This is a genomic window from Stenotrophomonas sp. 93052_Sma (genome assembly GCF_056481145.1).
Genome location: NZ_CM151134.1, coordinates 815,005 through 828,916, shown reverse-complemented (window position 1 = coordinate 828,916; position 13,912 = coordinate 815,005). Strand labels below are relative to the sequence as shown.

The window sequence follows — 13,912 nt, the reverse complement described above, 5'->3', positions numbered from 1 at the left end:
GGTTGAGAAAAGATTCCCTATGAGCAGCAGTGTCGTTGTCGTCGGTTCCTTCAATGTCGATCACGTGTGGCGGTGCGAGTCGCTGCCGGCACCGGGTGCGACCATTGCCGGCCGTTACAGCACCGGCCCCGGTGGCAAGGGCTTCAACCAGGCCGTGGCGGCCTGCCGCGCCGGTGCCGACACGCACTTCGTATGCGCGCTGGGCGACGACGCCGGTGGTGCCACCGCCCGTGAGCTGGCCGCGCAGGATGGATTCGCGCTGATCGCCGAGGCCAGCAGCGAGCCGACCGGCACCGCCGGCATCTACGTCGATGCCCGTGGCCGCAACACCATCGTGATCGGACCGGGTGCCAACGCCGCGCTGAGCACCGACTTCCTGCAACAGCAGCAGGCCCTGCTGACCGGCGCCAAGGTGGTGCTGGTGCAGCTGGAATCGCCGGTGCAGACCATCGAAGCGGCGCTGGCCACGGCCCGCGAGGCCGGCGTCACCACCGTGCTCAACACCGCACCGGCCGACGCCCCTTCGACCATCGGCCTGCTCAAGCTGGCCGATGTGATCACCCCGAACGAGACCGAGTTCGCAGCCCTGCTCGGCCGCCATGTCGGTGAGCGCGTGGATGCCAACGACGTCGCCGCGCTGGATGGTGCCAGCCTGCATGCGCTGTGCCGCAAGCTGGTCGGCAACGGTACCGTGGTGGTGACCCTGGGTTCGGTGGGTGTATTCGTGTCGCATGCCGACGAGAACCTGCGCGGCGATACCCAGCCGTACTACCGCGTGGGTGCCGAACAGGTGCAGGCGATCGACACCACCGGTGCCGGTGACGCCTTCAACGGTGCGCTGGCCGCGTCGCTGGCGCAGGTGGCCGACGCCCCGTTCGCCCGCCACGTGCGCTTCGCCAACCAGTTCGCCGGTCGTTCGACCGAGAAGGAAGGCGCTGCTGCGGCAATGCCGCGCTTCACCCCGGCCGACGTGGAAGTGAAGTAGATCCACGCCATGCGTGGATGGGAAGGCCCGGGTGCGCTGGCATCCGGGCCTTTCTTTTGCCCATTGTCCAGCTCTGCGACCGCCTGCCGCATTGCCCTCACCCCGCCCCTCGCCGAACATCCGCGCAGCTTCTCTGCACGGGCAGGACATGGACGGATTCCCCTGGTTGCTGGTTGCCGCCGCCGGCAGTGCCATCGCAGCCTTGCTGCATATCGGCTGCATTGCCTTTGGGGCACCCTGGTACCGGTGGTTCGGCGCTGGCCAGCGCATGGTCCGGCTGGCACAGGCGGGGCATTGGTGGCCACCACTGATGACCGCCGGCATTACTGCCGTGCTGGTGGCCTGGACGCTGTACGCGCTGGCAGCCGCAGGCTGGCATTCGCCGCTGCCGGCCAGCCGTCCGGTGCTGTCGGGCATCGCCCTGCTGTTGCTGGTGCGCGCGGCGATGGGCTTCGGGCTGGCGCTGCTCCGGCCCGGCTACAACGGCCGGCACTTCTGGGTACTCAGTTCACTGGCCTGCCTCAGCCTGGGGCTGGCCTTCGCGCTGGGGACCCGCCAGGCCTGGCAGAGCCTGGGGTAGCCGCCTACCATCGCCCGCCCTTGGGGGCGGCGGAAGCAACCGTCAAGCATCTGTTGATGCCGGTACGGCATGAGCTGGGTGCGGATCGGCCTGAACCGGACCGCGCCCGACACGGCCGTACCGCCGCCCGCGCCCTACAATGGGCGCATGCAGATCGGCCCGTACACCATTGCCCCCAACGTCGTGCTGGCGCCCATGGCCGGCGTCACCGACAAGCCTTTCCGCCTGCTGTGCAAACGGCTGGGCGCGGGACTGGCCGCCTCGGAAATGACCATCAGCGACCCGCGCTTCTGGACCACGCGCAAGTCGATCCATCGCATGGACCATGACGGCGAGCCGGCACCGATCAGCGTGCAGATCGCCGGCACCGAGCCGCAGCAGTTGGCCGAAGCCGCCCGCTACAACGTGGACCACGGCGCGCAGATCATCGACATCAACATGGGCTGCCCGGCCAAGAAGGTGTGCAACGCCTGGGCCGGTTCGGCACTGATGCGCGACGAACAGCTGGTGGCGCGCATCCTCGAAGCCGTGGTCAACGCGGTGGACGTGCCGGTCACGCTGAAGATCCGTACCGGTTGGGACTGCGACCATCGCAATGGTCCGGTGATCGCGCGCATCGCAGAGAACAGCGGTATCGCCGCACTGGCGGTGCACGGCCGCACCCGCGACCAGCACTACACCGGCCAGGCCGAGTACGCCACGATCGGCGAGATCAAGGCCGCACTGCGCATTCCGGTGATCGCCAACGGCGATATCGATTCGCCGCAGAAGGCCGCCTACGTCCTGAAGGAAACCGGCGTGGATGCAGTGATGATCGGCCGCTCGGCACAGGGCCGGCCATGGATCTTCCGCGAGGTGGCGCATTACCTGGCCACCGGCGAGGAACTGCCGCCGCCGTCACTGGCAGAAGTGCGCGACATCCTGCTCGGCCACCTGCATGCACTGCATGCGTTTTATGGCGAGCCGCAGGGCGTGCGCATCGCGCGCAAGCACCTGGGCTGGTACGCCAAGGATCGACCGGAGAATGCCGCCTTCCGCGCGGTGGTCAACCGTGCCGAAGATCCGGCCAGCCAGATCGCATTGACGACCGAGTACTTCGACCGCCTGATTGCCGGGGAACCGGCGTTGTCTTCGGCAGCCTGAGCGCGCCAGCCCCTCGTAACCCGCCCGACTGCCTTGATCCGTAGAGTCGAGCTTGCTCGACTGCTCCACACCGTAGAGTCGAGCGTGCTCGACTGGCTTTCTGAACAGTCGAGCACGCTCGACTCTACGCGCCCCTTCCATTGATCACGCTCGACGCTACAAGAGCCCGCCCCCATGACCCCGCCGATTTCCTCCCCGACCTACCTGCACGGATTCTCCGGCACCGAGCAGCAGCGCCTGATGACCCAGGCACGGCTGCTGGAATCGAGCATCTTCGGCCAGATCGACTACAGCGGCGCGCGTCGCCTGCTGGAAGTCGGCAGCGGCGTCGGCGCGCAGACCGAAATCCTGCTGCGCCGCTTCCCCGATCTGCACGTGACCGGCGTGGACCTGAGCGAAACACAGCTGGCCACCGCGCGCGAGAACCTGGCGCGCACACCGTGGTGCAGCGACCGCTACACCCTGCAGCAGGCCGACGCCGGCGAGCTGCCGTTCGAAGCACGCAGCTTCGACGCGGCGTTCCTGTGCTGGGTGCTGGAGCACGTGCCGTCACCAGCACGCGTATTGAGCGAAGTGCGCCGCGTGCTGGCCCCGGGTTCGCCGGTCTACATCACCGAGGTGATGAATGCCTCGTTCCTGCTCGACCCGTATTCGCCGCATATCTGGCGCTACTGGATGGCCTTCAACGATTTCCAGTACGACCACGGGGGAGATCCGTTCGTCGGCGCCAAGCTGGGCAACCTGCTGCTAGCCGGCGGCTTCCGCGACGTGCACACCGAGATCAAGACCATCCACCTGGACAACCGCGAACCGGCCCGTCGCAAGACGATGATCGCGTTCTGGGAACAACTGCTGCTGTCGGCTGCCGACCAGCTGTTGCAGGCCGGATCGGTGGACGAGGAAACCGTGGAAGGCATGCGTCGCGAGTTCCGCCTGGTGCAGAACGATCCGAACGCGGTGTTCTTCTATTCGTTCGTGCAGGGCCGCGCCACGGTGTATTGATTCGGTGGAGCCACGTCATGCGTGGCTGCCTTGGCCGATGCACCCCGCCATCCACGCATGGCGTGGATCTACGGATGCGACACTGCACCGCCGATGGAGGCAGTAGAGCCACGCCATGCGTGGCTGCCATCGCCGATGTCCGCGCCATCCACGCATGGCGTGGATCTACGGATCAATGCACGGCGCTGTGGTCGACCGCACCCGGCTGTGCTGCCGGCTGATGCCAGATCCGCTGCCACATCGCGGCCAACCGGCGTCCGACGTCGGCGCGTGCAGCCGGGCTGCTGTAATCCACCCGCACCTGCTCGGGCGTGATCGCCCGCCACTGCCCATCAGCCTGCTCGGCCACCGCGAAGTTGAAGGTGTAGTCCGGTTCCAGCCCCATACGCAGGTCGCTCAGCACCAGCCGGCCGTCCACCACCTGCGCACGCATGAAGCCACGATTGAACCACGTCAGCTGCTGCACCGCCGGGATGGCCTGCGCTTCGCGCAAGGCCTGCACGTTGGATGCGTGGCCTTCGAACCGCATCGGCCCGTGGTCGGCCACCAGCGAGCGGTCGCCCACCACGTAGCCGTTCGGCGTCATTGCCACCACGCGCCACAGCAGGGTGTTGAACGGCATCGGCACCGAGAAGCGCGGCGCATCGCCCAGGCCCATCGCCGCCAGGCTCTGCTGGGCAGCACGGTCGACCTGCGCCTTGGCGATCAGGCCCCAACCCAGGTAGGCACTGCTGACCAGCAACGCCACACCCAGCACCTTGCCAGCCCAGGGGCGGGCGCGACCAAACCAGGCCAGCACGCAGCCCAGCAGCAGCCATACCGTGTAGCCGAGATCGATGATGAAGACACTGGAACCCATGGTCGGGTGTGGGCGCAGCGGCCACCACAGCTGGGTGCCGTAGACGGTGAACGCATCCAGCATGGGATGGGTGACCAGCGCCAGCTGGATCGCCCAGAACCAGCGCACCGGTGACTGGGCGACGCGGCCATTGCCGAAGCGCTTGAACAACCACCAGATCAGTGCCGCCACCCAAGGCAGCACCAGCAGCGAGTGGCTGAAGCTGCGGTGCTCGATCATGTTCGCCACCGGGTCGGCGGCAGTGAAGCCGAGCCACAGGGCGTCGAGGTCCGGCAGGGTGCCGAGCGCGGCACCGGCCAGCAGGGCCGCACGGCGATGTCCGGGCGGGGCGATGGCAGCAGCGACGGCGCCGCCGAGCACGATCTGGGTCAGGGAATCCATGGGCCGATGCTAGCGGCTTGCGGGCGTGCCGTCTTGATGGCACAGCCGCTCGCGCTCTTTTGTAGAGTCGAGATCCTATGTTCGTGGTCAAGCCTGCTGGAAGCAGGCTTGACCCACCTTCAGCATGGCCGGATCGAAGTCCCGGCCGCTTTTGAAGACACCCCAGGCGATCCTGGCCAGCTTTCTGGCCAGGATGTTGAAGACGGCGGTGCTGGGGTGACCGCGTTTTGACAGCTCGTCGTAGAGCGGTTGCCCCTGGCGACACCGCTTGAGCCCCATTGCGGCCATGTAGAGCATCTGGCGCAGCACTGGCGCGCCCTGTTTGGACAGCCGACGCCGTCCCGTTCTGCCGCCAGACTCGTTAGGCCGGGGATCCAGGCCCGTGCAGGCGATCCACGCGTTGGCGTTGGCCAACGGCCAGCGCGTCATGTAGTAAATCAGGTGAGCGGCGACGGCAGGGCCGATACCAGGGATGGTCAACAGGCGCTTGTAGAGCGCGCCATGCTCTCCATCGCGACCCAAGCGCTGCAGTTCGCTTTCCAGCTCGGACAGCGTCCCAGCCAGAGCGCAGAACAGATCTGACAGCTCCCCGGGGGCACTTTTGCTTACCCCGAAGGATTGCTCCAGGCGCGCGTGTCTTTACCAGCGTCTGCCGCTTGCGCAGCAAATCGTGCATCTGCTGCTGCTCATCGGTACGCGGTACGTATTCACGCAGGCGATCGTTCTCCTTCTTCACGTACCGGGCGATCGCTTCGGCGTCCATGGCGTCCGTCTTGCCACGCGAGCCCGTCGCCCGGCCGTAGTGCTTGATCAGACGTGGATTGATCACATAGACAACGTGGCCTGCCTGGCCAGCCATCCGAGCCAACAACTCGTAGTACCGCCCCGTCGCCTCCATGCCAATCCGGCATCGCTGGGGCAAGGTGTTGAGCCACTGGGCTATGCCGGCCCGGGTGTTGGCGATCCTGTCGCCGGCCTTGCGGTCGGCCACTGCCGGTACGAACTCCTTGGAGTCCACGTCCACGCCAATATCGAGAGAATCAGACATTTGTACGGCTCCCAGCTATCTTTAAGGGGCTGGGGTGGTACCGCACCGACGTTAGCTTGCCTACATCGACGATCCCCTTTGGGGGCCGTACGATCCTTTATCGACGTTCGTGTGCGGGATGGGGATCGCTCGACTCGTCTGTCGGCTAGTATCCGCAGATGCATGCTTGACGGTCCCTCCACCCTGGCTCCTACATACCGCGTAGGAGCCGGGAGGAACATACAAGCCATGCTCGACTGCTGTACGCGGGGCAGTCTGAGAAGAGCAGTCGAGCATGGCTCGACTCTACAAGAGTGGGTCAAGCCGCTTGCTTGATGCGCGCCCGGCAGTTCCACCAGGGTCTGGCCATTGTGGTCAAGCAGGCGCAGCGCGCCATCATGGTCTTCGGCCAGCGCGGTCAGGCTCTCCACCCAGTCGCCGTCGTTGGCATAGACCAGGCCATCGCGCTCGATCAGCGCGGCGCGGTGGATGTGGCCACAGACGATGCCATCCAGTCCGCGCCGCCGCACGTCGTCCAGCCCGGCCTGCACGAAGCGTTCGATGTAGCGTTCGGCCGCACCGCTGCGCTTCTTCAGGAACTCCGACAGCGACCAGTAGCGCATCCCCAGCAGCCGCCGCACCGCATTCAACGCCTGGTTGCCGGTCAGGATGCGGTAGTACAGCCAGTCACCGAACTTTTCCTGCAGGCCACCGAAGTGGGTCACGCCGTCGTACTCGTCCCCATGCGCAACGAGCAGGCGACGGCCATCGGCGGTCACATGGATGGCGCGGCGGCGCACCTGCATCGCTGGGAGCATCAGCCCGCACACGTGGCGCAGTGACGCGTCATGGTTGCCGGGGATGTAGACGATCTCGGTCCCGGCACGGCGCAGCGCGTGCAGGGCCTGGATGACTTCGCTATGCGACTGGCGCCAGTTGGCGCGGCGATGCGCCATCCACCACAGGTCGATGATGTCGCCCACCAGGTACAACCGTTCGCAGCGCAGCTGCGAGAGGAACCGCGCCAGCTCGGTGGCATGGCAATGACGTGACCCCAGGTGCACGTCGGAGACGAACACTGCGCGCCGGTGCGGCGACAGGTTCGCCAGCGCGCTCATGCCGGCGCCCCCGCGTCGCGCAGGTAGCGTTTGCGCTTGTTCGGCCTGATCGCGCACAGGTCCACTTCAATCAGGCCGTCGATCGAATCACTGAAGTCCGGGTCGACACCGAAGGCAAGGAAACGGGCGCCACCGGGTTCGCACAGATCGGTGTACTGGCGATACAGCGTCGGCACGCCGGTGCCGAGTGCGGCCAGGTTGGCCTTGAGCACATCGAACGCGGCACCTGCATCCAGCTCGCCGAAACTTGGCGGCGCGGCGAAGTACTGGAACGGGCGGTTCGATTCGGCCAGGCCGGCGGTACCGCTGTAGTAGCGCTGGTAGTACGCCACCAGCTGCTCGCGTGCATCGCGTGGCAGCGCTGCGCTGATCGACACGGCGCCGAACAGGTAGCGGATGCCGGGCCGGCACTGCAGGTAGGCACCGATGCCCTGCCACAGGTAGTCCAGGCTGCGGCTGCCCCAGTAATCAGGCACCACGAAGCTGCGGCCCAGTTCCAGGCCTTCGGCGATGTGGGTGATGGCGTCGTCGGAATAGCGGAACAGCGACGCGCTGTAGAGCCCGGACAGGCCGTGCCGGGCCAGCGCGTGGGCACCACGCATGATCCGGTAGGCGCCGGCGATGCGCTGCGCGGCCGCGTCCCAGATCACGATGTGTTCGTACCGCGGATCGTAATCGTCCAGATCGCGGCTGCGCCCGGTGCCCTCGCCTACCTGGCGGAAGGTCAGCTCGCGCAGACGCCCCAGCTCCAGCAGCAGCGGCGAATCGGCGGTACAGGTCGCCAGCAGGATCTGCTTGCCGTCGGCGGTCTGGCCCAGCTGGGTCGCCGCGGCGATGCCTGCGGCCACCTGTGAAGGCGGCACCGGGGACGCCAGCGGCTCGGGGCCTGCTACAGCAGCTGCATCGCCCGCGGCCCCATTACGGCCCAGCGCATACAGCGCGCGGCGCACCGCCAGCAGCTGTGCGCCCGGGTCGCCGCCCTTGCCCAGCTGCATCGGCTCACCGATGCGCAGCCGCAGCGGACGGCCACGACGGGTGAACATCTCGCGCGCCAGCAGCGCGGTGCCCGCCGGCTTGAACAGGGTCGAGGCGCCGTAGAACAGCGCCGAGTTGCGCGCCTCCACACGCACCGGCAGCACCGGCGCGCCAGCGGCACGGGCAAAGCGGACGAAACCGCGCTGCCAGCGACCATCACGGATGCCGCGCAGCGACAGCCGCGAGACCTCGCCGGCCGGGAACACGATCACGCACTGCTCGGCGGCCAGCGCCTCTTCGACGGCATGCAGGCTGCCACGCTGGGCCTTGCCACCGAGGATGCGTACCGGCAGCAGCAGGTCCTGCAGTGGCGCGATTGCCCCCAACAGGTCGTTGGCCACGATCCGCACGTCACGGCGGATGCGGCCGACCGCGTCCAGCAGAGCGAGGGCATCCAGTGCCCCGGAGGGATGGTTGGCGACGATCAGCAGGCGGCCGGTGGCCGGGATCCTGGCCAGCGCGGCCGGATCCACCTGGTACTGGCCGTCGATGAACTCCAGGCCGGCGGCGACGAAGCCGAAGCCACGCAGGCCTGAGCTGCGCTGCAGGAAGGCTTCGATCTGGTCCAGCCGCGACCAGCGACCGACGCTGCGCAGCAGTGGTCGCGCCAGTTGGCCCCGGCGGCCATGGAACCAATCGGGGAAGCGTTGCTGGAGACGCTGTTCAAGTTCCTGCATGGCGGATCCACTCATGCCCGGCGGCCGGATTGGCCGACAGCCTGCGCCCGGCAGGCGGCAGCCAGATGGCGGTTTTTGGGCAGAACGATGACGGCCGCACAGCCGCTGCCGGGCGTTGTGGCCCGCGCAGTCGGGGCCGGTAGCCGCCCGCTGCGTTGTCACGCTGGTGGAACACTGGACCTCGAGGCTGAGCCCCAATCCCGGCCGGACGGCCCCTGCCGGGGCTACGCGGGCTTAACCACCGGCAACCGGTACAGGTTCACAATGCACAGGCGGCGCACCCCGTGTATCATTCGCGCCCATCTTTCCATCCGAATCAAGGGATATTACGCCTGATGTCCAGCTATCTCTTCACCTCCGAGTCGGTCTCCGAAGGCCATCCGGACAAGGTTGCCGACCAGATCTCCGATGCGGTGCTGGACGCGATCCTGACCCAGGACCAGCGCGCCCGCGTGGCCTGCGAGACCATGGTCAAGACCGGTGTTGCCATTGTGGCCGGTGAGATCACCACCAGCGCCTGGATCGACCTGGAAGCGCTGACCCGCAAGGTCATCACGGACATCGGCTATGACAGCTCCGACGTCGGCTTCGACGGCGCCACCTGTGGCGTGCTGAACCTGATCGGCAAGCAGTCGCCGCACATCGCCCAGGGCGTGGATCGCAAGAAGCCGGAAGAAATGGGCGCTGGCGACCAGGGCCTGATGTTCGGCTATGCCACCAACGAGACCGACAGCTACATGCCGGCCGCGATCCACCTGTCGCACCGCCTGGTCGAGCAGCAGGCCAAGATCCGCAAGAAGAAGAACTCGCCGCTGTCGTGGCTGCGCCCGGACGCCAAGAGCCAGGTCACCCTGCGCTATGAAAACGGCGTGGTCTCGGCCATCGACGCCGTGGTCCTGTCGACCCAGCACGCCCCGGGCATCAAGCAGAAGGACCTCATCGAGGCCGTCCGCGAAGAGATCATCAAGCCGGTGCTGCCGGCCAAGTGGCTGCACAAGGGCACCAAGTTCCACATCAACCCGACCGGCAAGTTCGAGATCGGCGGCCCGGTGGGCGACTGCGGCCTGACTGGCCGCAAGATCATCGTCGATACCTACGGCGGCTGGGCCCGTCACGGTGGTGGCGCCTTCTCCGGCAAGGACCCGTCCAAGGTCGACCGTTCGGCAGCCTACGCGGCCCGCTACGTGGCCAAGAACGTGGTTGCCGCCGGCCTGGCCGACCGTTGCGAAGTGCAGGTCTCCTACGCCATCGGCGTGGCTGAGCCGACCTCGATCTCGGTCACCACCTTCGGCACCGGCAAGATCAGCGACGACAAGATCGAGAAGCTGATCCGCAAGCACTTCGACCTGCGCCCGTACGGCATCATCAAGATGCTGGACCTGGTGCACCCGATGTACCAGCAGACTGCGGCCTATGGCCACTTCGGCCGCAAGCCGAAGGAGTTCAGCTACCTCAACGGCGAAGGCGAGACCGTCAACGCCACGGCCTTCTCCTGGGAGAAGACCGACCGCGCTGCCGCCCTGCGCGCCGATGCGAAGCTGAAGTAAGAAACACGAAGGGCCGCTCACGCGGCCCTTCTGCTTCTGGTAGAGCCGGCCGCTGGCCGGCTTTTTCATGGCCTCCGGAAACAATCGCGTGGTTGCCGGCCAGCGGCCGGCACTACCGGTTGCCGATACAATCGCCCCATGTCGACCGAACTCAAAACCCACCAGCTGTCCATGACCGTGCTGATGTCGCCGGAGATGGCCAATTTCTCCGGCAAGGTCCACGGCGGCGCCATCCTGCGCCTGCTCGACCAGGTCGCCTACGCCTGCGCCAGCCGTTACGCCGGCAGCTACGTGGTCACCCTGTCGGTGGACCAGGTGATGTTCCGCCAGCCCATCGCGGTGGGCGAGCTGGTCACCTTCCTGGCCTCGGTGAATTACACCGGCACCTCGTCGATGGAGATCGGCATCAAGGTGGTGGCCGAGGACATCCTCAAGCGCAGCGTGCGCCACGCCAACAGCTGTTTCTTCACCATGGTGGCCGTGGACGAGGAAGGCCGGCCGACGCCGGTGCCGTCGTTGCAGCCGGTCACGTCGGACGAGAAGCGCCGCCAGGCAGCCGCATTGATCCGCCGCCAACTGCGCCAGGAAATGGAGCAGCGCCATCTGGAACTGCTGGCGTCGAACCCGCCGTCGCCGGAAGAGTGAGGTAGCGCCGGCCGCTGGCCGGCAACCTCGCGCGTGCTGCCAGACATCATGAGGTTGCCGGCCAGCGGCCGGCACTACCATTTCGAATTCGCCGGGCCACGCCCGGCGGATGCATTTCACCCGGTGTTCTGCACACCCTGCGAAACACCGTTCACGCAGGCCACCAGCGCGCGCAGCAGCTCGTCATCCTCGCGCCCGCTTTCGCGCCAACGCTGCAGCAGATCCACCTGCAGCACGCTGATCGGATCGACATAGGGATTGCGCAGACGGATCGACAGCGACAGCCGCGCATCGTGGTCGAGCAGCGTCTGCTGGTCCATCAGCGCCAGCAGCCAGTGCCGGGTCAGTTCCAGTTCGCGCTGTACCTGCGGGAAGAAGCGCCCGTGCAGGTCGCCCGACAACAGCGAGAACTGCTCGGCAATGGTGATATCCCCCTTGGACAGCACCATCGCGATGTCGTCCAGGAAGGTACGGAAGAACGGCCAGTCACGTGCCATCTCGCGCAGGGTCTGCTCGTGACCAGCATCGACCGCCGCCTGCAGTCCGCTGCCCACGCCATACCAGCCGGGAATGACGGCACGCGCCTGGCTCCAGGCGAACACCCACGGAATCGCACGCAGGTTGCCCAGTGCTGCGTCCTGACCGAGCCGGCGCGACGGACGCGAACCCAGCGTCATCCGCTCGATCACGTCGATCGGCGTGGCCGTGCGGAAGTAGTCCATGAAGCCAGACTGGCCGACGAAGGTGCGGTAGACCTCGCTGCTGGAGCCGGCGACCACATCCATCACCGGCCGCCAGTCATCCTCGCGCGGCTCCGCTGCACGCGGGCGCAGGCTGGCGCGCAGCACCGCACCCGTGGCCTGTTCCAGCGAGCGCAGGGCCAATGCACGGATGCCGTACTTGCGGTGGATCACCTCGCCCTGCTCGGTCACCCGCAGGCGGCCATCGATGCTCCCGCGCGGCGAGGCGTCGACCGCATGCGTGGTCTTGCCACCACCACGGCTGATCGAACCGCCACGGCCATGGAAGAAGGTCAGGCGGATGCCCGCCTCGGCCGCCACTTCCATCAGTTCCACCTGTGCACGTTGCAGGCCCCAGCGTGAGGCAGCGATGCCTCCGTCCTTGCTGCTGTCCGAGTACCCCAGCATCACCATCTGCACGTCATCGCGTGCACGCAGATGCGCACGGTACACCGGGTCGGCCAGCAGGTCGCGCAGGGTCGCGGTGCCACGCTTGAGGTCGTCCACGGTTTCGAACAATGGCGCAATATCCAGCGGCACCGCCCCGCCCGCTTCCACCAGGCCGCCACGGCGTGCCAGCGCAAGCACGGCCAGCACGTCACTGCGGTCGTGTGCCATCGAGATGATGTAGCTGCCCAGCGCATCGCCACCATGGCGCACACGCGCATCGGCCAACGCCGCAAATACCGCATCCAGACGCTGGTTGCCTTCGTCGTCGCCCTTCGGCAACGGCGCGTCACCACTGGCATGCGGCGCCAGCAGACGCGCACGCCCCACGGTATCGAGACTGTCCCACGCTGCGTCGCCGCCCAGCACGGTGGCCAGCGCGCGCATGCACGCTCGATTCCTGGCGCACGTCCAACCGTGCCAGGTGGAAGCCGAAGGTCTTCACCCGCCACAGCAGGCGCTGTACGGCGAAGCCACCGGCATGTTCGCCGCGGTTGGCGCGCAGGCTGTCGAGGATCAACTGCAGGTCCTCGATCAGTTCATCAGGGCCGGCGTAGGCGCCTTCGCCGTCATCCAGCGTGGCCTGCAGGCGTGCACGCATGCGGTCATTGAGCAGGCGGTAGGGCATGTCGGCATGGCGCGGGCGCGACTGCACCTGCGGCAGCAACTGGTGGTACTGCGCCACGCGCGCCTGCAGTGCATCGCTTACGCCCACCCGCTCGGTGGACTGGCTGAGCAGGCTGGCCAGCTGCAGCAGTTCCTTCTGGTAACGGCCCAGTACCGCCTGCCGCTGCGCATCCAGCGTATTGCGGATGGTATGGGCATCCACGTTCGGGTTGCCGTCCATGTCGCCGCCCACCCAGGTACCGAAACGCAGCAGGCGCGGCAGCGGCAGTTCTTCGCCATAGGTATCGCGCAACGCCTGCTGCAGCGATTCGTACAGCACCGGAATCACCCGGTACAGCACCTGCACCAGATAGAAGCCGACGTGCTCGCGCTCGTCATCCACGGTGGGCCGCACCGGTGAGGAATCGGTGGTCTGCCACGACGCGGTGAGCGCCATGCGGAAGCGCGCGGCATCGGCGGCGGCCTCACCCGGGGTGCGCTGGCCGTCGAGGTTGTCGACCAGGCTGGCCACCATCAACTGCTCTTTTTCCAGCAGCGCGCGGCGTACCGCTTCGGTCGGGTGTGCGGTGAACACCGGTTCAATGTCGATGCGTGGCAGCCACTGCGCCAGCTCGTCCAGGCCCACACCCTGCGCCTTCAGGTGCTGCAGTGCATCCTGCAGGCCATCGGGCTGCGCCCCTGCGGTACCGGCGCGCTGGTAGTCACGGCGACGGCGGATGCGATGCACGCGCTCGGCGATGTTGACCACCTGGAAGTAGGTGCTGAAGGCCCGCACCATGGTTTCGGCCTGCTGCGGCGTGCGCCCGGCCAGGCCATCGGCCAGCTCCGACAACGGCGCCTGGTTCTCGCGGCGGGCGATGGCGCGGGTGCGCACGTCTTCCACATCGTCGAGGAAGGCGGCGGAGACCTGTTCAACCAGCAGGTCGCCAACCAGCGCGCCGAGCCGGCGCACATCATCGCGAAGCGGAAGATCGGGGGAAGCAAACTCGATGCTGCTGCGGTACTCGTTCATCGGCGACGCACAGGCCTCGGTCATCGGATCCAGACCCCAAGCCTATCCCAGAACGGGCATCGTGCTGCGTTGCAAAAATGGTTTCAT

The 13,912-nt window shown here is 67.0% G+C and carries 9 protein-coding genes and 3 pseudogenes; 6 read left to right on the top strand and 6 right to left on the bottom strand.

The window, feature by feature from the left end; translation table 11 throughout:
- The first annotated feature begins 19 nt into the window (after positions 1-19).
- The 4 genes from ACZK2V_RS03790 (at position 20) to ACZK2V_RS03775 (ending at position 3,710) form a co-directional block, all read left to right on the top strand.
- Positions 20-985, top strand: coding sequence for a ribokinase (locus ACZK2V_RS03790; protein WP_032129936.1), 966 nt, complete (start codon positions 20-22; stop codon positions 983-985).
- A gap of 148 nt (positions 986-1,133) precedes the next feature.
- Positions 1,134-1,565 carry a hypothetical protein gene (locus tag ACZK2V_RS03785; protein ID WP_049425064.1) on the top strand — a complete coding sequence of 144 codons (432 nt, stop codon included), beginning with the start codon at positions 1,134-1,136 and terminating at the stop codon, positions 1,563-1,565.
- A gap of 147 nt (positions 1,566-1,712) precedes the next feature.
- Complete coding sequence (gene dusB, locus ACZK2V_RS03780) at positions 1,713-2,708, top strand: tRNA dihydrouridine synthase DusB (RefSeq protein ID WP_049425080.1); 996 nt, start codon at positions 1,713-1,715, stop codon at positions 2,706-2,708.
- A gap of 174 nt (positions 2,709-2,882) precedes the next feature.
- Positions 2,883-3,710, top strand: coding sequence for a class I SAM-dependent methyltransferase (locus tag ACZK2V_RS03775; RefSeq protein WP_032129690.1), 828 nt, complete (start codon positions 2,883-2,885; stop codon positions 3,708-3,710).
- A 172-nt stretch (positions 3,711-3,882) separates the two neighbouring features.
- On the opposite strand, the gene ACZK2V_RS03770 is transcribed toward ACZK2V_RS03775, so the two are convergent.
- The 5 genes and pseudogenes from ACZK2V_RS03770 to olsF form a co-directional block, all read right to left on the bottom strand.
- A complete protein-coding gene (locus ACZK2V_RS03770; protein ID WP_049461582.1) occupies positions 3,883-4,950 on the bottom strand; it encodes a metal-dependent hydrolase in 1,068 nt (355 codons plus the stop codon).
- A gap of 87 nt (positions 4,951-5,037) precedes the next feature.
- On the bottom strand, positions 5,038-5,472 hold the full coding sequence (locus tag ACZK2V_RS03765; RefSeq protein ID WP_486322927.1) for a transposase: 435 nt from the start codon (positions 5,470-5,472) through the stop codon (positions 5,038-5,040).
- Positions 5,473-5,638: 166 nt separating this feature from the next.
- Positions 5,639-5,998: pseudogene (locus ACZK2V_RS03760) on the bottom strand (IS110 family transposase); the annotation flags it as partial.
- A gap of 317 nt (positions 5,999-6,315) precedes the next feature.
- Positions 6,316-7,095 (bottom strand): annotated as a pseudogene (locus ACZK2V_RS03755) (UDP-2,3-diacylglucosamine diphosphatase); the annotation flags it as partial.
- A complete protein-coding gene (gene olsF / locus ACZK2V_RS03750; protein ID WP_049461607.1) occupies positions 7,092-8,807 on the bottom strand; it encodes a bifunctional ornithine lipid synthase OlsF in 1,716 nt (571 codons plus the stop codon). The pseudogene ACZK2V_RS03755 and the gene olsF, both read right to left, overlap by 4 nt.
- Before the next feature lie 335 nt (positions 8,808-9,142).
- Between olsF and metK the strand changes: the two genes are divergently transcribed.
- Both metK and ACZK2V_RS03740 read left to right on the top strand, forming a co-directional pair.
- Positions 9,143-10,354 (top strand): methionine adenosyltransferase, encoded by a 1,212-nt coding sequence (gene metK / locus ACZK2V_RS03745; RefSeq protein ID WP_010481882.1) that lies wholly within the window; start codon positions 9,143-9,145, stop codon positions 10,352-10,354.
- A 138-nt stretch (positions 10,355-10,492) separates the two neighbouring features.
- A complete protein-coding gene (locus ACZK2V_RS03740) occupies positions 10,493-10,999 on the top strand; it encodes an acyl-CoA thioesterase (protein ID WP_049399791.1) in 507 nt (168 codons plus the stop codon).
- Positions 11,000-11,115: 116 nt separating this feature from the next.
- Here ACZK2V_RS03740 and ppc read toward each other — a convergent pair.
- A pseudogene (gene ppc, locus ACZK2V_RS03735) lies at positions 11,116-13,825 on the bottom strand (phosphoenolpyruvate carboxylase).
- Positions 13,826-13,912 lie beyond the last annotated feature (87 nt).